23 protein-coding genes are annotated in these 23,168 nt (G+C 60.3%); 7 read left to right on the forward strand and 16 right to left on the reverse strand.

Translation table 11 applies throughout. From position 1 onward, the window contains the following. Positions 1-70: 70 nt before the first annotated feature. Complete coding sequence (gene acnA, locus GAO09_RS18030) at positions 71-2,644, reverse strand: aconitate hydratase AcnA (protein WP_338015085.1); 2,574 nt, start codon at positions 2,642-2,644, stop codon at positions 71-73. A 269-nt stretch (positions 2,645-2,913) separates the two neighbouring features. Here acnA and ccmA point away from each other — a divergent pair, with 269 nt between their 5' ends. The 5 genes from ccmA to GAO09_RS18055 are packed head-to-tail and all read left to right on the forward strand — an operon-like array spanning position 2,914 to position 5,826. Continuing rightward, positions 2,914-3,558, forward strand: a complete 645-nt coding sequence (gene ccmA / locus GAO09_RS18035) for a heme ABC exporter ATP-binding protein CcmA (protein WP_153355536.1) — start codon at positions 2,914-2,916, stop codon at positions 3,556-3,558. Beyond that, a complete protein-coding gene (gene ccmB, locus GAO09_RS18040; protein ID WP_306834136.1) occupies positions 3,555-4,214 on the forward strand; it encodes a heme exporter protein CcmB in 660 nt (219 codons plus the stop codon). Before ccmA ends, ccmB begins: the two co-directional genes overlap by 4 nt. A gap of 43 nt (positions 4,215-4,257) precedes the next feature. Next, positions 4,258-5,040 carry a heme ABC transporter permease gene (locus tag GAO09_RS18045; RefSeq protein WP_153355538.1) on the forward strand — a complete coding sequence of 261 codons (783 nt, stop codon included), beginning with the start codon at positions 4,258-4,260 and terminating at the stop codon, positions 5,038-5,040. A 1-nt stretch (position 5,041) separates the two neighbouring features. Then, positions 5,042-5,215, forward strand: a complete 174-nt coding sequence (ccmD, locus tag GAO09_RS18050) for a heme exporter protein CcmD (RefSeq protein ID WP_153355540.1) — start codon at positions 5,042-5,044, stop codon at positions 5,213-5,215. After that, positions 5,212-5,826 (forward strand): DsbE family thiol:disulfide interchange protein, encoded by a 615-nt coding sequence (locus GAO09_RS18055; RefSeq protein ID WP_153355542.1) that lies wholly within the window; start codon positions 5,212-5,214, stop codon positions 5,824-5,826. The genes ccmD and GAO09_RS18055 overlap by 4 nt, the downstream gene beginning before the upstream one ends. A gap of 21 nt (positions 5,827-5,847) precedes the next feature. On the opposite strand, the gene GAO09_RS18060 is transcribed toward GAO09_RS18055, so the two are convergent. From GAO09_RS18060 to ffh, 14 genes are all read right to left on the reverse strand, one after another. Then, entirely contained in the window at positions 5,848-7,026 is a 1,179-nt protein-coding gene (locus tag GAO09_RS18060) for a GGDEF domain-containing protein (protein ID WP_153355544.1), read from the reverse strand. A 112-nt stretch (positions 7,027-7,138) separates the two neighbouring features. After that, positions 7,139-7,726: a DUF2585 domain-containing protein gene (locus tag GAO09_RS18065; RefSeq protein ID WP_324185494.1), complete on the reverse strand. Its 588-nt coding sequence runs from the start codon at positions 7,724-7,726 to the stop codon at positions 7,139-7,141. After that, positions 7,723-8,370, reverse strand: a complete 648-nt coding sequence (locus tag GAO09_RS18070) for a septation protein A (protein WP_153355546.1) — start codon at positions 8,368-8,370, stop codon at positions 7,723-7,725. The genes GAO09_RS18065 and GAO09_RS18070 overlap by 4 nt, the downstream gene beginning before the upstream one ends. Before the next feature lie 72 nt (positions 8,371-8,442). Continuing rightward, the gene (gene ftsY, locus GAO09_RS18075; RefSeq protein WP_153355549.1) at positions 8,443-10,137 is read right to left on the reverse strand and encodes a signal recognition particle-docking protein FtsY; all 1,695 of its coding nucleotides are present in this window, start codon (positions 10,135-10,137) and stop codon (positions 8,443-8,445) included. 18 nt (positions 10,138-10,155) lie between these two features. Continuing rightward, positions 10,156-11,442, reverse strand: coding sequence for a tRNA (N(6)-L-threonylcarbamoyladenosine(37)-C(2))-methylthiotransferase MtaB (mtaB, locus tag GAO09_RS18080; protein ID WP_153355551.1), 1,287 nt, complete (start codon positions 11,440-11,442; stop codon positions 10,156-10,158). After that, entirely contained in the window at positions 11,439-12,341 is a 903-nt protein-coding gene (gene dapF / locus GAO09_RS18085; protein WP_153355553.1) for a diaminopimelate epimerase, read from the reverse strand. Before dapF ends, mtaB begins: the two co-directional genes overlap by 4 nt. Before the next feature lie 988 nt (positions 12,342-13,329). Further along, complete coding sequence (gene leuC / locus GAO09_RS18090) at positions 13,330-14,736, reverse strand: 3-isopropylmalate dehydratase large subunit (RefSeq protein ID WP_153355555.1); 1,407 nt, start codon at positions 14,734-14,736, stop codon at positions 13,330-13,332. Positions 14,737-15,023: 287 nt separating this feature from the next. Continuing rightward, the gene (locus tag GAO09_RS30370; RefSeq protein WP_153355557.1) at positions 15,024-15,779 is read right to left on the reverse strand and encodes a BA14K family protein; all 756 of its coding nucleotides are present in this window, start codon (positions 15,777-15,779) and stop codon (positions 15,024-15,026) included. Between the two features lie 158 nt (positions 15,780-15,937). After that, positions 15,938-16,480, reverse strand: coding sequence for a 50S ribosomal protein L19 (gene rplS, locus GAO09_RS18105; RefSeq protein ID WP_153355560.1), 543 nt, complete (start codon positions 16,478-16,480; stop codon positions 15,938-15,940). A gap of 259 nt (positions 16,481-16,739) precedes the next feature. Next, the gene (trmD, locus tag GAO09_RS18110) at positions 16,740-17,426 is read right to left on the reverse strand and encodes a tRNA (guanosine(37)-N1)-methyltransferase TrmD (RefSeq protein WP_153355562.1); all 687 of its coding nucleotides are present in this window, start codon (positions 17,424-17,426) and stop codon (positions 16,740-16,742) included. Positions 17,427-17,430: 4 nt separating this feature from the next. After that, positions 17,431-17,994: a ribosome maturation factor RimM gene (gene rimM, locus GAO09_RS18115; RefSeq protein ID WP_112728912.1), complete on the reverse strand. Its 564-nt coding sequence runs from the start codon at positions 17,992-17,994 to the stop codon at positions 17,431-17,433. A 151-nt stretch (positions 17,995-18,145) separates the two neighbouring features. After that, positions 18,146-18,526 carry a 30S ribosomal protein S16 gene (gene rpsP / locus GAO09_RS18120; protein ID WP_153355564.1) on the reverse strand — a complete coding sequence of 127 codons (381 nt, stop codon included), beginning with the start codon at positions 18,524-18,526 and terminating at the stop codon, positions 18,146-18,148. A gap of 54 nt (positions 18,527-18,580) precedes the next feature. Beyond that, positions 18,581-18,898: a chorismate mutase gene (locus GAO09_RS18125; protein WP_153355566.1), complete on the reverse strand. Its 318-nt coding sequence runs from the start codon at positions 18,896-18,898 to the stop codon at positions 18,581-18,583. Between the two features lie 15 nt (positions 18,899-18,913). Further along, complete coding sequence (gene ffh / locus GAO09_RS18130) at positions 18,914-20,458, reverse strand: signal recognition particle protein (RefSeq protein WP_153355568.1); 1,545 nt, start codon at positions 20,456-20,458, stop codon at positions 18,914-18,916. 368 nt (positions 20,459-20,826) lie between these two features. On the opposite strand from ffh, the gene GAO09_RS18135 reads away from it, so the two are divergent. Continuing rightward, positions 20,827-21,843, forward strand: a complete 1,017-nt coding sequence (locus GAO09_RS18135) for an MBL fold metallo-hydrolase (RefSeq protein ID WP_235938256.1) — start codon at positions 20,827-20,829, stop codon at positions 21,841-21,843. Between the two features lie 52 nt (positions 21,844-21,895). Beyond that, on the forward strand, positions 21,896-22,483 hold the full coding sequence (locus GAO09_RS18140; RefSeq protein WP_153355572.1) for a biliverdin-producing heme oxygenase: 588 nt from the start codon (positions 21,896-21,898) through the stop codon (positions 22,481-22,483). A 5-nt stretch (positions 22,484-22,488) separates the two neighbouring features. On the opposite strand, the gene GAO09_RS18145 is transcribed toward GAO09_RS18140, so the two are convergent. Next, positions 22,489-23,037 carry a L,D-transpeptidase family protein gene (locus tag GAO09_RS18145; RefSeq protein ID WP_153355574.1) on the reverse strand — a complete coding sequence of 183 codons (549 nt, stop codon included), beginning with the start codon at positions 23,035-23,037 and terminating at the stop codon, positions 22,489-22,491. Positions 23,038-23,168 lie beyond the last annotated feature (131 nt).

Genomic DNA, 23,168 nt, shown 5'->3' on the forward strand with positions numbered 1-23,168 from the left:
AAATGCGATGCGAGATTTTGGAAAGAGAAACGCCCGCCGGATAAACCGGCGGGCGCTTTATCGTTTGGATTTACGCGACGAGATCCCGCAGAACCGTCTGCAGGATGCCACCGTTGTTCATGTAGATGACCTCATCCAGCGTATCGATACGGCAAAGAATTTTGACATCCTTCTCGGTGCCATCGGCGTAGGTGATCTTGGCGATCTTCCACTCACGCGGCTTGATGTCGCCTTCCAGCCCCTCGATGGTGACCGTCTCGTCACCCTTCAGGTTGAGCGAAGCCCAGGTCGTGCCCTCTTCGAAAGTGAAGGGGACGACGCCCATGCCGACCAGGTTCGAGCGATGGATACGTTCGAACGACTGGGCGATGACAGCCTTGACGCCCAGGAGATTGGTGCCTTTTGCGGCCCAGTCACGCGACGAACCGTTACCGTATTCGACGCCTGCGAAGATGACGAGCGGCGTACCCTCATCCTTGTACTTCATGGCCGCATCGTAGATCGACATCTCTTCCTTGGACGGGTAGTGGATGGTGTAGCCACCTTCCTTGCCGTTCGGGCCGAGCATGTGATTGCGGATGCGTATGATCGAACCGGCCGGAGAAATGTGGTCGGTGGTGATCTTGTCGCCGAAGAGACCGAGAACGCGGGCACCCTTGATATTCTTCAGGCCGGAGCCTGTCTTGCCCATACCGACGAAGTAAGGCGGGTTCTGCACATAGGTCGACGTGTCGTCCCACGCATAAGTCTCGCCATCCGGTATCTGCACGGCCTGCCAGTTTTCGTCGCCCTTGAAGACGTCCGCATATTTGGTTTCGAACAGCTCGCGGGTGACATATTTCTGGATGAATTCCTGCACTTCGGCAGAGGTCGGCCAGACATCCTTGAGGAAGACCGGACTGCCGTCCCGGTCGAGACCGAGTGGTTCCGTGGTCAGGTCCTTCTGCACCGTGCCGGCCAGCGCATAAGCGACGACGAGCGGCGGTGAGGCGAGGTAGTTGGCCTGAACGTCGGGAGAAATACGACCTTCGAAGTTACGGTTGCCCGACAATACGCCTGAAACGATCAGGCCCTTGTCGTTGATCGTCTTCGAAATCGGCGCCGGCAGTGGGCCGGAATTACCGATGCAGGTCGTGCAGCCGAAACCGACGAGATTGAAGCCAAGCGCATCCAGCGAGTCCTGCAGGCCCGACTTGGCGAGATATTCACCGACAACCTGGGACCCAGGCGCAAGTGAGGTTTTTACCCACGGTGCGGTCCTCAGACCCTTGGCAACGGCATTGCGGGCGAGAAGACCGGCAGCGATCAGAACCGAGGGGTTGGAGGTATTGGTGCAGGACGTGATGGCGGCAATCGCCACGTCGCCGTGACCGAGATCGAAATCAGTGCCTTCGACCGCATAGCGGTTTTCCAGCTGGCCCGGCTTCTTGTATTCGGTATCCATCGAACCGGCGAAACCGGACGCGATGTTTTCAAGCGGAATGCGGCCTTCCGGGCGTTTCGGGCCAGCCATCGACGGCACGACATCGCCGAGATCGAGTTCCAGCGTGTCGGTGAACACGAGGTCGGAACCGTCATTGTCGCGCCACATGCCCTGCGCCTTGGAATAGGCTTCAACGAGCGCGATGCGCTCCTTGGTGCGGCCGGACATGTTGAGGTAGTTGACGGTTTCTGCGTCTACCGGGAAGAAACCGCAGGTAGCGCCGTATTCCGGACCCATATTGCCGATGGTCGCACGGTCGGCGACCGGCATGTTGTCCATGCCCGGACCGAAAAATTCGACGAATTTGGAGACAACGCCCTTCTTGCGCAGCATCTGCACGACGGTCAGCACGAGGTCGGTCGCGGTCACGCCTTCTTTCAGCTTGCCGGTCAGCTTGAAGCCGATGACCTCAGGCAGGAGCATGGAAACCGGCTGGCCGAGCATGGAAGCTTCCGCTTCGATACCGCCCACACCCCAGCCGAGAACGCCGAGACCGTTGATCATCGTCGTGTGGCTGTCTGTGCCGACGCAGGTGTCCGGGTAAGCGGTGACTTCGCCATCTTCTTCGTTGGTCCAGACGGTCTGGCCGAGATATTCGAAATTCACCTGGTGGCAGATGCCCGTACCGGGCGGCACCACGCGAAAATTCTTGAACGCCTGCTGGCCCCATTTCAGGAAACGGTAACGCTCACCATTGCGCTGGTATTCAAGCTCGACATTGCGGGCAAAGGCTGTCGGCGTGCCGAATTCGTCAACGATGACCGAGTGGTCGATGACGAGATCGACGGGAACGAGCGGATTGATCTTTTCCGGATCGCCGCCGAGCGACTTGATGCCGTCGCGCATGGCGGCAAGATCGACGACCGCCGGAACACCGGTAAAGTCCTGCATCAGAACGCGGGCAGGACGATAGGCGATTTCGGCCTCAGCGAGACCCTTGTTGTTCAGCCATTCGGCGACCGAAAGGATCTGTTCCTTCGTGACGGACTGGCCGTCCTCGAAGCGCAACAGGTTTTCCAAAAGCACCTTCATCGAGAAGGGCAGCCTGGAAACGCCCGGAAGACCGTTCGCCTCGGCCTTGGGCAGGCTATAATAAACGTAGTCCTTACCGCCTACGGTAAGGACGGAACGACATTGAAAGCTATCGATAGATTTCGTCACGGAAAACAACCCCGCTGATATCAAGAGCCAACACGCGCGTGCGGACGCCTATGCACTTTGAAATGCACTATAGGATGCGGGTGCGGCCATTTCCGCTGTCCGCACGAGAAGATTTGTGGTCTTCAGGTCCGGCGCCAGGTGGAAGTCACGCCGACCGCTGGCGTGGTTGCCTTAAATATAGATAGTTTCTAAGAAGCTTCCAGACCCTTTGTCGCAGGTCAGGACAGATTTTTTGCGGCTATCATTCTGGAATTGAACAAAGGTCCGCAATGCGACTGATGGTAGAGGCCCTGAGCGCGAGACGCGGAGAAGACCTGATCTTCAGGGACATCTCCTTCACGCTAGACGGTGGTCAAAGCATGGTTCTGACCGGCCGCAACGGGTCTGGAAAATCCACCCTGCTGCGCGCAGTGTCAGGATTGCTTCGGCCGGAAAGCGGACGCGTGATCTGGCATTCCGAAGGAACTGACGCGGATATCCGCGCCGCCGAAGCCTGTCATTACCTTGGCCACCGCAATGCCATGAAAGCCGAGCTGTCGGTCAGCGAGAACCTTGGCTTCTGGAAAAGCTTCATCGGCGATTTTCCGGGCGGACATGGCGTTTCGGTCGGTGAAGCAGCGGAGGCTGTCGGTCTAGGCGATATCGCCCACCTGCCCTTCGGTTATCTTTCCGCCGGCCAGCAGCGCCGCATGGCCTTTGCCAAACTCCTGGTGGCCTGGAAACCCGTCTGGATTCTCGACGAACCGACTGCGGCCCTTGATGTGAGTGCGGAAAGCGTTTTTACGGCGCTGATAAAGACGCATCTTAGCCAAGGCGGTATCGTGCTGGCGGCGACTCATCAGCCGCTCGGTCTGGAAAATGCACGGGAACTGAAAATGACAGGATTTGCCGGGGGAACGGAGAGCATGTGGTGATCGCCCTCCTTCTTCGCGACCTCAAACTTTCCGTGCGCGCCGGTGGCGGCGCACTGATCGGCGTCCTGTTTTTCACCACCGTCGTTGCCGTCATTCCCTTTGGCGTCGGACCCGACCTCAACCTTTTGTCGCGCATCGGCCCCGCCATCGTCTGGATCGGCGCACTGCTTTCGGCTCTGCTCGGCCTCGACCGCATGTTCCAGACCGATCGCGAGGATGGCTCGCTCGATCTTATTCTCATGCAGGAACATCCGCTGGCGCTGACGGTGCTGGTCAAATGCCTTGCGCATTGGCTGGGCAACGGCCTGCCGCTGGTGATTGCCTCGCCGCTTCTCGGCCTGTTCATGAACATGGACGAGGTGGCGATCGGCGCGACCATGTTGACGCTGCTGGTCGGCACACCGGCATTGACCTTTATCGGCGCAGTCGGCGCGGCCGTGGCCGTCGCCCTCCCCCGTGGCGGGCTTCTGGTCTCCATTCTTGTCCTGCCGCTGGCGATCCCCGTGCTGATCTTTGGCGTCAGCGCATCCTATGCCGCCGTGCAGGACCCCGCTCCCTTCATGCCGCCATTCCTGATATTGGTGGCAATCACGATGTTTTTTGCCGTTCTTGGCCCGCTCGGTGCAGCCTTGGCATTGAGAAACGCCGGCGATTGACTAGAAGCAAAGCTACGGCCCGCGCCATCAAGTAGAAAGCCCCATGCCCCAGATTGCCGTTTTGACCAAGTTGACAGATCTAGCCAACCCGACACGGTTTTTGGGCCTGGCATCGCGTATTCTTCCCTGGATGGCCGGCATCACCGCCATCCTGTTCGCGATTGGCCTTTACTTGAGCTTTGCCGGCGAAGGCGATTACCAGCAGGGCATGACGGTGCGCATCATGTATGTGCATGTGCCAGCCGCATGGTTGTCGATGATGTGCTATTCGGTGATGGCGGCTTCCGCCATCGGCACACTGGTCTGGCGCCATCCGCTGGCCGATGTTTCCCACAAGGCTGCAGCCCCGCTCGGCGCCGCCTTCACGCTGATCGCGCTTGCCACCGGCTCGCTTTGGGGAAAACCAATGTGGGGCACATGGTGGGTGTGGGATGCGCGCCTTACCTCGGTTTTCGTGCTGTTCCTGATGTATCTCGGCCTGATCGCGCTCAACCGCGCCATGGACGATCCGGGCAAGGCCGCGCGTGTGTCGTCCGTGCTGATCCTCGTCGGTTTCGTCAACATTCCGATCATCAAGTTTTCGGTCGAATGGTGGAACACGCTGCACCAGCCGGCAAGCGTCATCCGCATGGGCGGCTCGACGATCGACAGCACGTTTCTCTGGCCGCTGCTGATGATGGCCATTGCCTTCACCATGCTGTTCTTCACGCTGCATATCGCTGCCATGCGCAACGAAATCTGGCGCCGCCGCGTCAGCGCGCAGCGCCGGATGGCGGCTCGTATGGCCGGCCAGAAAACGGACAATACCGTCGAGAAGGGTGCGTGACATGACCCACGGTTTCTATATCGCCATGTCCTATGGCATCGCAGCGCTGATCAGCCTCTGTCTTATCACCTGGGTCTGGCTGGATGGCCGGGCTCGGAGCAAGGAGCTGGCGGAGCTCGAAGCGTCGGGCATTCGCCGCCGCTCAGCCCCGAAGCCGGAAGGTGAAAAGGCATGACCAAAACGCAACCGGCGGAACAGAAACGAGCGGAAGGCGAACGTCGCGGTTTTGGACGTTATGCGCTGGCGCTTATCCCGCTTGCCGTGTTTGCCGGTTTTGCTGCCGTGGCTGGCAAGATGCTCTACGATCAGGACGTCAACGGTCGAGATGTGTCTGCCATCCCATCCGCACTGCTGGGTCAGAGGGCCCCGTCACTGGCCATGCCCGCACTTGAAGGCGTCAACCTGCCGGCGCTGACTGATGATGCGATCCGGGGCAAGCTGACGCTGGTCAACGTGTTTGCCTCCTGGTGTGTGCCCTGCCGGCAGGAACATCCGATCCTGAAAAGCCTTGCCGAACAGGGCCAGCTGAACATTGTCGGCATCAACTACAAGGACCGTAACGACAACGCGCTGCGTTTCCTTGGCGAACTCGGCAATCCCTATAAGGCGATCGGTGTCGATCCGAACGGCAAGGCGGCAATCGACTGGGGCGTCTATGGCATTCCGGAAAGTTATCTGGTCGGCCCTGACGGCACGATCCTTTACAAGAAGGTCGGCCCTTTCGACAGCCAAAGCCTGACCAACGGCCTGTTGCCGGCGATGGAAAAAGCGCTCTCGAAATCCTGATCGAACAGGCCAATAGGCGGGTTAAGCCGCCGATATGCTATGAACGGTGGCCGACTTTCCCGGCCCTTGCCGACCTTCGATGACCACGCGATTTCGCCCGCTGTCCTTGGCGGCATAAAGGCAGGAATCGGCGCGCGATATTGCGTCATGCACCGAACGATCGTTGCGCGTCACTACCGAAACGCCAAAACTTGCCGTCACGGTACGGCGGATCCCCGTCGTTTCCCACCGACGGTTCGCAAACGCGTGGCAGATGACCTCCGCATGCACGCCACCTTCTGTCAGCGACATGCCGGGCAGGAAGGCAACAAATTCCTCGCCGCCAAACCGGGCGATCAGTGCACCTTCCGGCAACTGGCGCCGAAACAGTTCCACCAGGATGGTGATCACCACATCACCGGCGGCATGGCCGTATTCGTCGTTGACCCGTTTGAAATGATCGACATCGCTGCAGATGACCACACCGCGTTCGGCACCTTCACCGAGCTCGGCTATCGCACGATCGAAACCTCGGCGATTGAGTGCATTTGTCAGCGGATCACGATGAGCGGCATCCTGATGGCCGCCGATGATATCGAGAACAGTGGCCGCAAGCGCCGTCAACGCCATCAGGAAACCGAGGATACTGGCACCGACCTGCATGGCGAACGCGTAGTCCGAAGCCAGAAACCTGTCGAAATCGGTATCGGACGCCGCCAGCGCCGTTGCTCCGAAACGAATGAGCGTTTCGACAAAGACCAGAAACACCATGGCGAAGAGAAGCAGATCGATGGCCCGGCGCGGATAACGGACGGCGGCGGCAAGCGGCACGGCGAGCAGCAAAACGCAAAAGAAATCGCTGGCCAGAAGTTCACCACGCAGGCTGCCCGCGGCCAGAATGAAATAAACGACCGTCACCATGCCCAGAGCCCAAAGCGCCATGCGCAGCTTGCGCAAACGGGGACGATGGAAACGCAGCAGGAGAGCTTCGCCATATAGATAAAAGGCGGTGAAGAAGAAGGCATTCGCCAGGACGGCCTGCCCGCGCGGCGGCAGAAAGCCAAGCAGCATGGGCGTGGCAAAACCGAGTGCGGCGGCAATGTAACCAAAACCCCAGGCAGGGGCACTGCGGTCGCCCAGTCGCGCCACCGCAAGAAACACCAGACCGAAGGTCAGGAAGATGAAGGGCAGCAGATAGGCAAAATTATCCTGGGATTCCATGTCGTCCTCGCGACGCGGCAAAAGGGGTACATCCCCCTCCACGAACTGACATTCCGGTTCTATGGCCCGACTGTTAACGAAACCTGATTGAGAGACAGCAGATACACGCCCTTTACAGGGCTGACTGCCACTCGCGCACCGCATCCACAGGGGAAATCAGCATAAGAACGTTGAGCGTCAGATTGTCGCGGATCAGATAACCGGTAAGAAGCTCGAAGAATATCGCGATCGCCACTGTCATCCATACCGGCAAACGAGCGGCGATGAAAAAGCCGATCGCCATGGACACGGTATCCATGGCCGAGTTCAAGATGCTGTCGCCGTTATAACCGAGCGCCATGGTGGCGGAGCGATAACGGTCGATGATGATGGGCGAGTTTTCGAGAATTTCCCAGGCCGCCTCGATCAGCACCGCCAGCGACAACCGGGCCGACAATGGCGCGCGGCGCAGCACCAGCCAGCCAAGGCCATAAAACAGGAAACCGTGGATGATGTGGGATGGCGTGTACCAGTCGGCGATGTGCTGCGAATTGCCGGGCGAATTCACGCCCGGTTCGAACAGTTTTACGTAGCCGCATTCGCAGATCGGGATACGGCCCATGAAATGCAGGATGGCGATCTGCGCGATGAACAGAACCAGCGCGCCCAAAAGCCAGCGGGGCGACTGCGAACCCGGTTCGGAAACGCCAAACGTCGTCACTTGCCGTTATCCGTGGCCGGTTCTTCGATCGTGTGACGCATGATCAGCGGCATCTGCGAGAGCGTGAAGGCGATAGTGATCGGCATCGTGCCCCAGACCTTGAAATTGATCCAGAACTGATCGGAGAAATTGCGCCAGACGATTTCGTTGATGACGGCCAGGAACAGGAAGAAGATACCCCAGCGCAGCGTCAGCTTTCTCCAGCCTTCTTCATCGAGCCGGAAGGCCGCGTTGAAAACATAGCCGAGCAGCGACTTGCCGAACAGAAGGCCACCCAAGAGCACGACGCCGAACAGCGTGTTGACGATGGTCGGCTTCATCTTGATGAAGGTTTCATCCTGCAGCCAGATGGACAACCCGCCGAATACCATGACGACGACGCCCGACACAAAGGGCATAACCGGCAGGTGCTTGAAGACGATTTTCGAGACGATCAGCGATATGACCGTGGCGACCATGAACAGCGCGGTTGCGATCAGCAGCGGACCGCCGATCGCCGTCAGTGCCGGAAATTTTTCAGCCAGCCATTCGCCACGCAGGTTGCCGAAAAAGAATACCAGCAAAGGCCCGATTTCCAGCGCCAGCTTGAGGCCGGGATGCTGTTTCTCTTCCTTGGTCGGGGTGGTGTCGCTTTCGATCTGCATGGGATCCAACTTCTTAAGGCTTAAAGCGTCAAATGGGTTGTGCTGGCCAAGCCAAACACGTTCTTCGTGGCATCAATGCGTCAGGCCGGCAATGGCATGCGCGAAATCCTGCGCCTCGAACGGCTCGAGATCGTCAACACCCTCGCCGACACCGATGAAATAGACCGGCAGCTTGTGCTTGGCTGCAATGGCGACAAGAATACCGCCACGCGCCGTGCCATCGAGCTTGGTCATGATCAGGCCGCTGACGCCCGCGACATTGCGGAAAATCTCGACCTGGTTCATGGCGTTCTGGCCGGTGGTGGCGTCGAGCGTCTGCAGCACTGTGTGCGGCGCATCTGGGTCGAGCTTGTTCAGAACGCGCACGATCTTTTCCAGTTCCGCCATCAGCTCCGTGCGGTTCTGCAGGCGGCCGGCGGTATCGATGATCAGCACGTCCGACTTGTTGGCGCGCGCCTGTTCGAACGCGTCATAGGCGAGACCGGCGGCATCCGCACCGAGCTTGGTGCCGATGAATTGAGAACCGGTGCGGTCCGCCCAGATCTTCAGCTGCTCGATCGCGGCTGCGCGAAAAGTGTCGCCGGCGGCGAGCATGACTTTCAGGCCCGAACCGGAAAGTTTTGCTGCCAGCTTGCCGATCGTGGTGGTCTTGCCGGTGCCGTTGACGCCGACGACGAGGATGACATGCGGCTTGTGATCGAGATCGAGCTGCAGCGGCTTGGCGACCGGCGTCAGGACCTTGGTGATTTCCGCGGACATGATGCGCGATACGTCTTCACCGGTGACATCCTTGCCGTACCGTTCCGACGACAGCGTGTCGGTGATGCGCATCGCGGTTTCGACGCCGAGATCGGCCTGGATCAGCAGGTCTTCCAGTTCCTCCAGCGTCTGTTCATCGAGCTTGCGCTTGGTGAACAGGGCAGAAATCTGGCCGGTGAGCTGCGAGGAGGTGCGGGCAAGGCCGGCACGCAGGCGCTGGAACCATGTGAGCTTTGCCGGAGCGACGACGGCAACCGGTTCGGCTTCGGGTTTCGCGGTCGAGAAGCCTTTTGGCAGGACGGGGGCGTCGGCTGTCGGGCCTTCGCTTTGGCTCGGAGCGTTTGCTGCAGCCGGAGGTTCATCGTTGGCCTCGGCGGGTGCGGAAACACCCCCCTCTGTCCTGCCGGACATCTCCCCCTCAAGGGGGGAGATCACCAAGGGGCTCGCCTCCTGCTCTACGGCGGGCGTCGCGAGTGCGTGAACGGCACCGCGATCCTTGGCGCTAGTTTCGGTCTCAGCCTGCTTCACACCTTCGACAGGCGCGTTATCGTCGGCAACTTCAGCGCCTGTTACGCTCTGGTCAGATGGGGCCGAGACAGCTGCATCCGTGATCTGCCCCCCTGAGGGGGAGATGCCCGGCAGGGCAGAGGGGGGTAGATCATCACCCGCAACGGCTTCGGCTTCCGCTTCCAGCAAGGACAGCGGCACAACGCCAAGATCGGACGTGTCAACACCCGGAAGGATGGCAGCAGGTTCATCCTCTGTCGGCTCGGCAGCAGTTTCCCCAACCACCTCCACCACATCGCCAGACGGTCCACCGGCGGTCTCGATCTCCACCTGCGCCACCGGATCGGCGGCAACCGGAAGATTTTCATCACGCGATTTCGGCTCCAGCTCGGCCTGAACGGCAGCGACATCCGCCGCCGTATCGGGGGCCGGATGTGTAGCCTGATCCTCGACCGGCTTGTCGCCGAAGGTGAAGACGCGTTTGATGAAGCTCAATGCCATAAAAGATATCCGTTCCGGTCAGGCCGCCTGCTCATGGCGAGCGTCGGCCACGACGGCCATGTCGAGATGTTTGCCGTTATGCCCCGTTATCATAACGCGCTTGAAGTCGCGGGGAATAAGTGTCGGAGCTGCAACCAGCGAAAAGTTTTCCGTATGCGCCATGCCGTTGTTTTCAACGATGATGGTCTGCTGCGTGCCGACCATGCGATCGAGATGGGCACGTTGCAGCACCGCGCCGCGCGCGCGCAGCCGTGCCGCCCGCTCCTTGACCACGGCGCGATCGACCTGCGGCATGCGCGCGGCCGGTGTGCCGGGGCGCGGGCTGTAGGGAAAGACGTGCAGGAAGGAGATGCCGGCCTCTTCGGCAAGCGTTGCCGCCCCTTCGAACATCTCTTCCGTCTCGGTCGGGAAGCCGGCGATCATATCCGCACCAAAGGCGATATCGGGGCGCAGGCGGCGTGCCTGTTCCGTGAAGGCCAATGCTTCGGCGCGGGAATGGCGGCGCTTCATGCGCTTGAGGATCATGTCGTCGCCATGCTGCAAGGACAGATGCAGATGCGGCATGAAGCGTGGTTCGTCGGCGATCAGGTCCCACAGGTGGTTGTCGGCCTCGATACTGTCGATCGACGACAGGCGCAGGCGCAGGATGTCCGGCACCTGTTTCAAAAGTGTCTTGGCGAGATAACCGAGCGTCGGATTGCCCGGCAGATCGCCGCCGTAACTGGTGGCATCGACGCCGGTCAGGACGATTTCGCGATATCCGCTTTCCGTGAGTTTTCGCGCCTGCTCGACCACGGCACCCATGGGTACCGAGCGCGAATTGCCGCGCCCATAAGGAATGATGCAGAAGGTGCAGCGATGATCGCAACCGTTCTGCACCTGGATGAAGGCGCGCACATGGCCATCGATATGTTTGACCATCTGCGGCGCGGTCGCCTTGACGCTCATGATATCGTTGACGCGCAGCTTTTCTTCCGCCGAGACGCCGAAATCCGGCAGGGCGCGATAGGATGTGCTTTTCAGCTTTTCCTCGTTGCCGAGCACCATGTCGACTTCGGCCATATCGGCAAAGGTCTGCTTTTCGGTCTGGGCGGCGCAGCCGGTAACGATGATGCGGGCATGCGGATTTTCGCGGCGGACACGGCGGATGGTCTGGCGCGCCTGGCGCACCGCTTCACCTGTCACGGCGCAGGTATTGACCAGAACGGCATTGTTGAGCCCAGCCTTTTCGGCTTCGGCGCGCATCACTTCCGATTCATAGGTGTTCAGCCGACAGCCGAAGGTTATGACCTCGACGCCGCTCAATTCGCCCTCGCCTCGGGCTCTTCATCGCGATCGAAAATGCCGGTGACGGGATCGACCTTGCCGGACCATTCCCATTCGGCAGGGCCGGTCATGACGACGTGATCATCCTCGCGCCATTCGATGACGAGCGGCTGGCGGGTCGGTGCGGTGGCGACATCGATGGTGACCGTGCGGCCGGTCCGGCCGGTGCGGGCAGCCGATACGCCGGCGGCACAAGCGGCAGAACCGCAGGCAAGCGTCAGTCCGGCGCCGCGTTCCCAGGTGCGGGTGCGCAGGGCGTCGCCCGACGTGACCTGCGCCAGCGTGATGTTGGCCTTTTCCGGAAACATCGGGTGGTTTTCCAGCATTGGGCCAAAGCGTTCGAGATCGAATGTCATCGGGTCCTGATCGACCCAGAAAATCGCATGCGGATTACCGATCGACATGGCGGAGGGCGAATGCAGGACGGGCGCGTCGATCGGGCCGATCTGCAACTCGATGCGGCTGGTGTCGAAAAACTCTTCCGCCAGCGGGATCTTGTCCCAGGCGAAAACCGGCTTGCCCATGTCGACCGAGATCGTGCCGTCTGCGTGCTCCTGCGCATTGAGAATGCCGGCGACCGTCTGGAAGGTGAACGTCTTGCGGCCGGTCTCGGCGCTCAGCGCCTGCACGACACAGCGGGTGCCGTTGCCGCAGGCTTGCGCCTTGGTGCCATCGCAGTTCAAGATATCGATCCAGGCATCGGTGCCATCAGCGCGAGGATCATGGATGGCCATGATCTGGTCGAACTGCGTGGCCGGATCGGCATTGAGCGCGATCGCGGCATCGGGCGTCACCATGTCGGGACGGCCGCGCATGTCGACAACGAGGATCTTGTTGCCAAGCCCGTTCATCCGCGCGAATTCGACCTGTCCTGTCATGATGCTGATCCTGTTCGGGCGTCTTGCGCCTGTTCTGTGGCGTATATGGCCGAAAGTGGCGGCAATTACCAGTGGTGGGGCGAGGTGTTTGAAGACACGCGCCAGCGTTCACGCGACGTCATCCGCCCGTGGCTTGCAGCATTTCAAACCCGGAGAAGCGCACGCACATGCGGAACCTCTCTAGTATGTAAACACATGGCTCCGCATGTGCGTGGCTTTCGGCGTCTTTTCGAGGCTTCCGGCCTCTACGGATGATCCTCTCGCCTCACTGCGTGGCTTCATTCGCGTCCGCCTTTCGGGCGGACTTGCCACTTGCACGGCTAAACCGAACCCGGCATGGCTGCCGGGGGAAGGCTTGATGAGGCAAGGTTTTTGACACCTCACCCATGAGTTTCACCCCTTGCGCCCTTTCCGCACGTTACGGATCAGACACAAGCGCCGGCCCCCGCCTGCCCGCGAACGTCTCGCGAAACACTCCGGCAACGGAAGCAGGTGAAGTATCGCACATGTTACAAAAGCGGGGATGAACTCGGAGTCAACATGTTGATATCGTTGAATCGAGGCCTCAAAACGTCCACGGGCTTTTGTGAATTTGGGCGGATGGGGCTGTTGACGGTGGAGGGCTTGGGTGTGGATCCTCGGATCAGGCCCGAGGATGACCAAGGAGGGGGAGGCGACCAGGCAGTGGAGACCATCCGGGAAAGGATGGCGCAAGGGTGCCACGAGCGCTGTTTTTTCTGCACGGAAGTTCTTTAGGTCTTTCCGCTCAATTGGTCCGGCCCGGCCTTTACGTTGATGGGGGCACCTTCGCTAAGGCTTTGCTTGAGTCATCCTAGTCCTCGGGCTTCAGCCTGAGGATGAGTCATGGATCCAAACACAAGCGGGGTCGAACTGGCGGAGGAAAGGAAGCCCCAAGATAAAACGAAAAGCAATCAATCGCCAACCGGCGCTTGGCGAGGGGCACGAAAACGCGCCCCTCGCCTGCAACTCATTTCCAGTCGCGGATATCGACAAAATGCCCGGCAATTGCCGCCGCCGCCGCCATGGCAGGCGAGACGAGATGCGTGCGGCCCTTGTAACCCTGACGCCCTTCGAAATTGCGGTTCGAGGTGGAAGCGCAACGTTCATACGGGTTCAGGCGGTCGTCGTTCATGGCCAAGCACATGGAACAGCCCGGCTCACGCCATTCGAAACCGGCGTCCTTGAAGATGACGTCGAGGCCTTCGGCTTCCGCCTGTTCCTTGACGAGACCGGAGCCCGGCACGATCATGGCATTGACGGTGGAGGCCACCGTCTTGCCCTCGACCATCGCAGCTGCAGCGCGCAGATCCTCGATACGGCCGTTGGTGCAGGAGCCGATGAAGACGCGATCGACGGTGATGTCGGTCATCTTCTGGCCGGGCTTCAGGCCCATATATTCCAGTGCACGCCATTTCGAGGTGCGCTTGTTTTCTTCCTGAATGTCGTCCGGGTTCGGCACAATGCCTTCCACCGAGATGACGTCTTCCGGCGAGGACCCCCAGGAGACGATCGGCGGCAGGTTGGCGCCGTCGAGCACGATCACCTTGTCGTAATGGGCGCCTTCATCGCTGTGCAGCGTCTTCCAGTAGTCGATCGCCATGTCGAGCGCTGCACCTTTTGGCGCGCGCGGCTTGCCCTTGATGTATTCGAACGTGGTTTCGTCCGGCGCGATCAGGCCGGCGCGGGCGCCGCCTTCGATCGTCATGTTGCAGACCGTCATGCGGCCTTCCATGGAGAGCGAACGGATCGCTTCGCCGGCAAATTCGACCACGTGGCCGGTGCCGCCGGCCGTGCCGATTTCGCCGATGATGGCAAGGATCACGTCCTTGGCGGTCACGCCTTCCGGCAGCTTGCCATCGACACGCACCAGCATGTTCTTGGCCTTTTTCTGCACCAGCGTCTGGGTGGCGAGGACATGCTCGACCTCGGACGTGCCGATGCCGTGTGCCAGCGCACCGAAAGCGCCGTGCGTGGACGTGTGGCTGTCACCGCAGACGATGGTCATGCCCGGCAGGGTAAAGCCCTGTTCCGGGCCGACAATATGCACGATGCCCTGGCGGACATCTTTTTCCGAATAATATTCGACGCCGAAATCGGCGGCATTCTGGGCGAGCGCCTCCACCTGGATGCGGCTTTCCTCGTTCTTGATGCCGAGATGGCGGTCGGCGGTGGTCGGCACGTTGTGGTCGACGACGGCGAGCGTACGCTCCGGCGATCTCACCTTGCGGCCGGCCAGACGCAGGCCTTCAAAAGCCTGCGGCGACGTCACTTCGTGAACAAGGTGACGGTCGATATAGAGAAGACAGGTTCCGTTTTCTTCCGATACGACATGGTCGTCCCAGATCTTGTCATAGAGGGTACGCGGTGCGCTCATGGCTGACATCCATTTCAATGTAAATTTTTTGGAGATGGGAATACGGGCGGTAAATACCGCCCAAGCCGGGCATGTCGGCCCGGTCAGCTAAGTCGGCTGCAAAGCGCCCCGGAGACGCGCGCGAAGAAGCGTGCCGGCAGACGCTTGTGGTCCTGCAGCACGACAATCTGTTTCGCGAGACATCCGAATTTCGATCCCATGACGGCTTATATAGCAGTTCAATGAAATGTCGGCAATCGGCTGTGTGACGGTGTGATGACCGGAGCTTGCGCTGTTGCCGATAGGCGTCAGTAGCTGCGTTCTCTTGGCAGACATTGACGACGGGGCCCACCATCGAACGGTTGGTACGAATTGTCTTCGGCCCGATACGAGCGGTATTGCGCAAAACACCAGGAGCTATCCACGCCACCGGAGGCGGCAACCATTTGAGGCTCTTCCGCCACCACCGTCTGCCCGGTCATGGTGTCATTAACAGGCTCAAGCGGCAGTGCACCGTCATCCATGCTAGATGCATCCGCGACGGGCATACCACCTTCATGTGGCGACTGGCACTCACGACGCTCCGGCGCATCGAATGGCTGAAAGCTGTTGTCCTCGATACGGTAGGATCGGTACTGGGCAAAACACCAGTCGATATGCGCGGCGCTCAATTCGACTATGCCGCCATTGACCTGGGTGTCCATAGGCGCTTGCGAAGCATTGAACATCGGATCGTCATTTTGGGATGAGGCCAACTCAAACCGATCGGCCGACCGTTTCGGCGGCACGGCATTGGCAACACTGTCGATCTCGCCGCCGAGCGAATTTTCCTGGGCAGGCACATCGGCGCTCGCCACCAACGCCGGCAGCCGTTCAAGCGCCTGCGCGCTGCGATCAACGACAACCGGCTTGTCGGTCCACAAAGGCGCATCCATATGGGCAAAGTGATGCGGTGTGTAATCGGTCATGACGAAGGAGGCCGCGTAAACCGCGCCAATCACGCCGGCGACACCCAGGGTGAGGCAGGTTGCGAGTTTCAGGGGCACGGTGACGATAGGCTTCACGGGAAATGCTCCGGTTTGCAATCCAGAGCATAAAATGCGGCTGGCGCCCGAGAGTTCCCCCGCTGGCGATCCACCAGGCAATTTTCCGGAAACTGTCGTCACGACAACAAAAAAGGCGGCCCGAAGACCGCCTTTTCATCATGCCTTGTCGGCAGATCTTATTCAGCAGAAGCTTCTGCTGCCTTTGCAGCTGCTGCTTCTTCGGCAGCCTTGGCTTCAGCGGCTTCCTGAGCTGCCTTTTCGGCGGCCAGTGCCTGTGCTGCTGCTACCTTTTCAGCTTCCAGACGTGCCTTTTCCTCGGCAGCTGCGGCGCGTTCAGCGTCGTTCAGCTTGCGAGCGCGCGTACCGGTGTTTTCAACGATACGAGCCGACTTGCCGCGACGATCGCGCAGGTAATACAGCTTGGCGCGACGGACCTTACCGCGGCGAACGATTTCGACGCCTTCGACCAGCGGCGAGTAAACCGGGAATACGCGCTCGACGCCTTCACCGTAAGAAATCTTGCGAACCGTGAAGCTCTCGTTGATGCCGCCGCCCGAACGAGCGATGCAGACGCCTTCGTAAGCCTGTACACGGGTACGGGTACCTTCCGTCACGCGAACGTTGACGCGGACGGTGTCGCCCGGTGCGAATTCAGGAAGCGTACGCTTTGCTTCGATCTTGGCGGCCTGTTCGGCCTCAAGCTGCTGGATGATGTTCATCGATGTAACTCTCTCGTTTTTCTGAAACAGCCAGAGCGCTCGATGATCATCCTCTGGTCCAGACTTTCAAAAGTCATCGCCTCGGGATCAGCCTTGTCGGCAGAGCGGGTTCGCCATTCTTTGCTTGTCGGTTACGGGCGTTTGCCCATATCCGAGCGGGCCAATACACCAAAGGGCACCGCTTGTCATCCCGTCGGTTGCATTTTTATGACGGAAAGGCCGCGTTTTCGGCCCGTACTGCGCCGCCTGGAGCGCAGCGTCAGTCCAGAAGATCCGGCCGGCGTTCCTTCGTCAGCTTTCGCGCCTGTTCCTGCCGCCATTTTTCGATGGCCGCATGGTTGCCGGAGGTCAGAACCGCCGGGATTTCCTGCCCTTCGAAAACCTGCGGCCGGGTATAATGCGGGTGTTCCAGCATGCCGGTCTCGAAACTTTCATGGGTGCCGGACAGAACATTGCCCATTACGCCCGGCAGGATACGCACCACGGCATCGAGAAGGATCAGCGCCGCCGGCTCACCGCCGGAGAGAATGTAGTCGCCGATCGACACTTCCTCGAGTTCGCGGCCATCGATGACCCGCTGGTCCACACCTTCGAAACGGCCGCAGACGATCACCACGCCTTCACCGGCAGCAAGCTCGCGCACGCGCGCCTGCGTCAGCGGCTTTCCACGCGGGCTCATCAGCAGGCGGGGGCGATTGTCACCCTTGTCTTTGGCCGCGACCGAGTCGATCGCCTTGGCGAGAATATCCGGTTTCAGCACCATGCCGGCGCCACCGCCGGCCGGCGTGTCATCGACGGTGCGGTGTCTATCCTCCGCAAAATCGCGGATCTGCACGGCCTCAACCGACCATTCACCGCGTGCTGCGGCCTTGCCGGCCAGCGACGTGGAGAGATGGCCCGGAAACATTTCGGGATAAAGCGTCAGGATGGTGGCGCGAAAGGTCATGAAATCAGTTGCCGCCGGGAAAGCCATCCTGGCCCTTGCCCTCATTGGGGTCCTCGATGAGGCCGGCCGCCATCGGATCGATGAGAAGGCGACCGTTTTCGAGATCGATTTCCAGCACGGCGGCTTCGGAGAAAGGGATCAAAGCCGGGCGACGGCCCGGGCCCTTCAGCTCCAAAAGGTCGCCGGCGCCGAAATCATGAACCGAGGTCACCTTGCCGTAGCTTTTGCCTTCGGCATCGACGGCTTCGAGGCCCTCGAGATCGGCATAATAAAATTCGTCTTCTTCCAGTTCGTCGTCCGGCAGGTTGTCGCGGTCGATGAACAGTTCCAGACCGTTCAGTGCTTCGGCCGCATTGCGGTCGTTGATACCGCGAAAACGGACGATCACGACGGTCTTGGCTTCGCGCAGGTCGAGGATCTCGAACACGCGGCCGTCGGCGCTGTGCAGGTTGCCGTAATCGCCGATCGACATCGGATCTTCGGTAAAGGTGCGCACGCGCACTTCGCCGCGCAGGCCTTGGGCCGCGCCGATCGTGGCCATCAGGATTGGGTTTTCAAGCTTAGCCATACGGGCGTGCCGATCCTTAGTGTCGTTTCCGGTCTTTTACGGCGGCAGAGATTGTCGGGCAAGCGCCGTTATCGTGTGCCGATCTGCAAAGGGAAACGGGTGGCATGTTGCCATGCCACCCGTGACTTTCAGACCTTACGGTCGGAAAAGATTATTCAGCAGAAGCGGCGGCTTCGGCAGCAGCTGCCTTGGCGTCTTCGATCTTCTGTGCCTTTTCAGCAGCGCGCTCGGTTGCCTTCTTGCCCGGCTTTGCCTTTTCCGGGTTGTTCTTGGCATCGCGGGTAGCGATGTTGGCGTCGGCCAGGAAGCGCAGAACGCGGTCGGTCGGCTGTGCACCGTTTTCGATCCAATGCTGGATGCGCTCGGCGTTCAGTTCGATACGGGCCGGGTTGTCCTTGGCCAGCATCGGGTTCCAGGAACCGAGCTTCTCCAGGAAGCGGCCGTCGCGCGGCGAACGGGCGTCAGCCAGAACAACCGTGTAGTAAGGACGCTTCTTGGAACCACCGCGGGCCAGACGAATCTTCAGGGACATTTTTATTCTCCTAGGTTTGGGCCGCCATCCGGCGGGCCGTGTCTCAATAGTTGGTTATGCAGTCTCTTTGGTGCCGCCATGTTCGGCGGCAATCGCTTCATGGTGCCTGATGACTTCCTTGATGACGAAGTTCAGGAACTTTTCCGCGAAATCCGGGTCCAGATTGGCATCCTTCGCCAGCTGGCGAAGGCGTTCGATCTGGAATTCTTCACGCGCCGGGTCGGCCGGCGGCAAATCGTATTGAGCCTTGAGGTGGCCCACTTCCTTGGTGCAGCGAAAACGTTCGGCCAGCATATGCACCAGCGCCGCGTCGATATTGTCGATCGACTGGCGGTAGCTGAGAAGCTTTGCCTTCACTTGCGGGTCAACCATTCTTCGCGCTCCCTCTTATTTCTTCTTGCCCGGCAGACCCGGAAGGCCGGGGAAACCACCGAGACCCGGCAGGCTACCGCCACCGAGACCGGGCATGCCGCCCGGCTTCAAGCCGGCAGCTTCGGCCTGCTTCTGCAGGGCTTCGAGCTGTTTCGGGTCAAGCTTGGAAAGGTCGGGCATGCCGCCCATACCACCCATGCCGCCCATGCCCATCTTGGAGGCAAGGCCGCCCATCATCTGCTTCATCACGCCGCCCTTGCCCTTGCCGCCCATCATTTTCATCATGTCGGCCATCTGGCGGTGCATTTTCAGAAGCTTGTTGATTTCCGCCGCATCCGAGCCGGAACCGGCCGCGATACGCTTCTTGCGGGAATGTTTCAGCATGTCAGGGTTGGCGCGCTCGGCCTTGGTCATCGAGGAGATGATGGCGATCTGGCGATCAAAGGTCTTGTCGCTCATGCCGGATGCGGCGAGCTTGTCCTTCATGCCGGCCATGCCCGGCATCATGCCCATGATGCCACCCATGCCGCCGAGCGATTTCATCTGGCGCAGCTGGTCGGCAAGGTCGTTGAGGTCGAACTTGCCCGACTGCATCTTCTTGGCCATCGCCGCGGCTTTTTCCGCATCGATGTTTTCGGCAGCCTTTTCGACCAGCGAAACGATGTCGCCCATGCCGAGAATACGGTCGGCGATACGGCGGGGATGGAATTCCTCCATCTCCGTCATCTTTTCGCCGACACCGATCAGCTTGATCGGCTTGCCGGTAACGGCGCGCATCGAAAGTGCTGCACCGCCACGGCCATCGCCGTCCATGCGGGTCAGAACGAGGCCGGTAATGCCGACGCGTTCATCGAAATTGCGGGCCAGATTGACGGCGTCCTGACCGGTCAGGCTGTCGGCCACCAGCAGGATTTCATGCGGATTGGACTTGCGCTTGATCTCGGCCATTTCGGCCATCAGCGGCTCGTCGATATGCGTGCGGCCGGCGGTGTCGAGGATGACGACGTCATGGCCGCCGAGCTTTGCTGCCTGCACGGCGCGCGCGGCGATATCGGTCGGCGACTGGCCGGCGATGACCGGCAGCGTATCGACGCCGGTCTGTACGCCCAACTGGCGCAACTGTTCCTGGGCTGCCGGACGACGCGTGTCGAGCGACGCCATCAGCACTTTTTTCTTTTCGCGCTCGGTCAGGCGCTTGGCGATCTTGCCGGTCGTGGTCGTTTTACCAGAACCCTGCAGACCGACCATCATGATGACGACGGGGGCAGCTGCATGAAGGCTGATGCCCACGCCTTCCGAACCGAGCATCTCGACCAGTTCGTCATGAACGATCTTGACGACCATCTGGCCGGGCTTGATCGACTTCAGGACTTCGGCGCCGACGGCCTTTTCACGCACCTTGTCGGTGAAGGCGCGGACCACTTCGAGCGCTACGTCGGCTTCCAGAAGCGCACGGCGAACCTCGCGGAGCGCAGCGGTTACATCCGCCTCGCTCAACGCGCCACGGCCGGTCAGCCCATTCAGAATGGAGCCAAGACGGTCCTGCAGGTTCTCAAACATCACAACTTCCTTCTTCGTTTCCGGGTGCCCGGAAACGTCGGGTCTTTGACCGCTGAAAACAAGACGCCAAGGCGCGCGCAAAGCCAAAAAGCACCCGAGGGCGCAACGCGCTGTCGGATGTTGACCTCCGGGCTCAATATGTCGGCCCCGGTCGGCGGCTCCAAGTCGTGACTTGTCAGCAGATTTTGGGGCTTAAACAGGAAATGGAGCGCAGAGTCAAGGTGTGGCGGGTGTCCGCCATGTTCGGCGACGCTTGAAGCCTGTGCTGCGGCTTCTTATAGATGACGAATGAACCGTCGCAATTTTTTCAAATGACCGGTCTTGCTGCCATCGCCGCGCTTGCCGGCGGGTTCACGGCTAGGAGCGCCATGGCTGGCAACAAGTATTATACGGGTCCCGTCTCGGATCATTTCGACGGCACCCACTTTTTCAATCCGAATGGCGAGGAACCGGCAGGCACGCTTGATCTCCTGCGCTGGAAGCTCGGCAACGGCAATATTCCCTGGCCTGACACATTTGCCAGCCCGTTTCCGCAGGCCATGCCGGAAACCCGCGTCAGCGGCGATCGCATCGTCGTCACCATGGTCGGGCATGCCTCGATGCTCATCCAGGTCGCCGGTCTCAACATCCTCACCGATCCCGTCTGGTCGGAGCGCACCAGCCCATTCAACTGGACCGGCCCGAAACGCGTCAACCCGCCCGGCATCCGCATCGGCGATCTGCCGCCCATCGATATCGTGCTCGTCACCCACAATCACTACGACCATCTCGATCTCGAAACCCTGTGGGTGTTGCAGGGGCGCGACCAGCCGCATTTCATCACCCCTCTTGGCAATGACGCGATCATTCGCACACGCGTGCCGGATGCGAAAATCACGGTGATGGATTGGGGCGGAAATGAAAGTGTTGCGCCCGGCGTTATCTTCCATTGCGAGCCCTGCCACCACTGGTCGGCACGTGGCTTGAACGACCGCCGGCAGGCGCTCTGGGCCGCTTTCGCGTTCGAAACGCCGGCCGGCAAGATCTATCATATCGGCGATACCGGCTTTCACAGCGGCATCAATTATCGCGCGGCGAAGGAAAAACATGGCGGTTTTCGCCTCGCCAACCTGCCGTTCGGCGCCTATGAGCCGCGCTGGTTCATGAAAGCCCAGCATCAAAACCCGGAAGAGGCGGTGGAGGGTATGGCGCTTTGCGGCGCCGCCTTCGTTGCCGGCCATCATTGGGGCACCGTGAAACTTACCAATGAAGGCATCGAACAGCCGGTGGAAGCACTGCATGCCGCGCTCGACAGCCGCAAAATTTCCCGCCATCGTTTCCGTCCGATGCGACCGGGCGAAGTTTTCGATGTGCCGGCGTCCGCTTCCGCAAACACTCCCACTTGACGACACCCATGGCGATTTGCTTGATGCGAAACATGAGTGTTAAGGACAAGAAATGCTGATCGAACTCGAACGCCCGGCCGAATCCACCCGTATCCAGCGACTGAAGGCACTGACCACGGGGACCCACGACACGCTGGATAAGCGCATCATGCGGGCAGAACCGTTTGCCAGCCGCGAGCGTTACGCCCTGTTTCTCGCGGTCCAGCATCATTTTCACGGCGATGTCGCGCCGCTTTATGCATCGGCAGACCTCAATGCAAAACTCCCGGGCCTCGCCGATCGTTGCCGTCTGGAAGCGCTGCGTCAGGATATCGTCGATCTCGGCGGGACAGCAGAAACGCTTGCCTCCACGACCGGGCCTTTGAGCCCGGCTGCAGCACTCGGTTGGGTTTACGTCGCCGAAGGCTCCAACCTCGGCGCCGCCTTTCTGCGCAAGGAAGCGATGAAACTTGACCTGTCCGACGATTTTGGCGCGCGTCACCTTGCCGGTCATCCGGAAGGCCGTGGCCTTCACTGGCGCAATTTCGTGGCCGCCTATAACGACCTGCCGCTTTCGGAAGCAGAAGAGATCGACGCTGCCGAGGGCGCCAAGGCCGCGTTCCGGCGTGTGCATGGGCTGGTGGAGAAGATTTTCGGGTAAGTCTCCTAGCCGATCACCTTCACCACGGTTCCTTTCTGGATGACTTTCATCAGCCGCCGCATATCTCGCAGCTCGACGGCGACGCAGCCGGCAGTCGGCTCAAATCCCGGCCGGATGAGGTGAAAGAAGATCGCCGATCCGCGGTTTCGCCGGCGTGACGAGATATTCCAGTCGAGAACGAGGCAGACATCGTAAAGTCCGTCTGCCCGTTTCATCTCCTCGTGGCTGGGCTTGAACGGCGCCTTGACCAGGCGGTTATAGCTCGGATGGCCGGGCTCATCGCACCACAACATGTCAGAGCGGATGCGGCGCATGGGCAGTGCCGTCGGCAGTGCGCGCACGCGGTCGCCACGGACAAAACCGGAAAGTACGGACATGGCGGCGATCGGCGTTGCGCCGTCCCCTTCCCGCTTGCGCGCGGTTCGCCCGGAGCGACCGATGGCAGCGGGAATGGTGATTGGACCGCATTGGACAAGCGCTCGCGAACGCTTTCCAGGCGCCTGCCGCACCACAATTGTTGGTGGACCCCTTTTCTTTTCGGCCTTTGCTCGCATTTTCCTCACAAGTTTTTGCTTTGCTCATGATTTTATTTGAATTCATAGCAAGCTAGCACTTACATCAAGTGCCCGAAACAGTCGGCCGCGCACCATCCGTGATGGCCCGCGACAACAAAGAGGCAAGTTCT

The organism is Endobacterium cereale, from assembly GCF_009617585.1.
Taxonomy (GTDB): domain Bacteria; phylum Pseudomonadota; class Alphaproteobacteria; order Rhizobiales; family Rhizobiaceae; genus Neorhizobium; species Neorhizobium cereale.

What these genes read in the sequence shown, in the direction of transcription:
- GAO09_RS18070 (WP_153355546.1), bottom strand. Translation starts at nt 8,370, where the DNA reads ATGCAGATCGAAAGCGACACCACCCCGACCAAGGAAGAGAAACAGCAT.
- ccmA (WP_153355536.1), top strand. Translation starts at nt 2,914, where the DNA reads ATGCGACTGATGGTAGAGGCCCTGAGCGCGAGACGCGGAGAAGACCTG.
- GAO09_RS18125 (WP_153355566.1), bottom strand. Translation starts at nt 18,898, where the DNA reads ATGGTTGACCCGCAAGTGAAGGCAAAGCTTCTCAGCTACCGCCAGTCG.
- GAO09_RS18055 (WP_153355542.1), top strand. Translation starts at nt 5,212, where the DNA reads ATGACCAAAACGCAACCGGCGGAACAGAAACGAGCGGAAGGCGAACGT.
- leuC (WP_153355555.1), bottom strand. Translation starts at nt 14,736, where the DNA reads ATGAGCGCACCGCGTACCCTCTATGACAAGATCTGGGACGACCATGTC.
- GAO09_RS18140 (WP_153355572.1), top strand. Translation starts at nt 21,896, where the DNA reads ATGCTGATCGAACTCGAACGCCCGGCCGAATCCACCCGTATCCAGCGA.
- rpsP (WP_153355564.1), bottom strand. Translation starts at nt 18,526, where the DNA reads ATGTCCCTGAAGATTCGTCTGGCCCGCGGTGGTTCCAAGAAGCGTCCT.
- ffh (WP_153355568.1), bottom strand. Translation starts at nt 20,458, where the DNA reads ATGTTTGAGAACCTGCAGGACCGTCTTGGCTCCATTCTGAATGGGCTG.
- GAO09_RS18145 (WP_153355574.1), bottom strand. Translation starts at nt 23,037, where the DNA reads ATGCGAGCAAAGGCCGAAAAGAAAAGGGGTCCACCAACAATTGTGGTG.
- ftsY (WP_153355549.1), bottom strand. Translation starts at nt 10,137, where the DNA reads ATGGCATTGAGCTTCATCAAACGCGTCTTCACCTTCGGCGACAAGCCG.
- rimM (WP_112728912.1), bottom strand. Translation starts at nt 17,994, where the DNA reads ATGGCTAAGCTTGAAAACCCAATCCTGATGGCCACGATCGGCGCGGCC.
- trmD (WP_153355562.1), bottom strand. Translation starts at nt 17,426, where the DNA reads ATGACCTTTCGCGCCACCATCCTGACGCTTTATCCCGAAATGTTTCCG.
- dapF (WP_153355553.1), bottom strand. Translation starts at nt 12,341, where the DNA reads ATGACAGGACAGGTCGAATTCGCGCGGATGAACGGGCTTGGCAACAAG.
- ccmD (WP_153355540.1), top strand. Translation starts at nt 5,042, where the DNA reads ATGACCCACGGTTTCTATATCGCCATGTCCTATGGCATCGCAGCGCTG.
- GAO09_RS18135 (WP_235938256.1), top strand. Translation starts at nt 20,827, where the DNA reads ATGGCTGGCAACAAGTATTATACGGGTCCCGTCTCGGATCATTTCGAC.
- GAO09_RS18060 (WP_153355544.1), bottom strand. Translation starts at nt 7,026, where the DNA reads ATGGAATCCCAGGATAATTTTGCCTATCTGCTGCCCTTCATCTTCCTG.
- GAO09_RS18045 (WP_153355538.1), top strand. Translation starts at nt 4,258, where the DNA reads ATGCCCCAGATTGCCGTTTTGACCAAGTTGACAGATCTAGCCAACCCG.
- rplS (WP_153355560.1), bottom strand. Translation starts at nt 16,480, where the DNA reads ATGAACATCATCCAGCAGCTTGAGGCCGAACAGGCCGCCAAGATCGAA.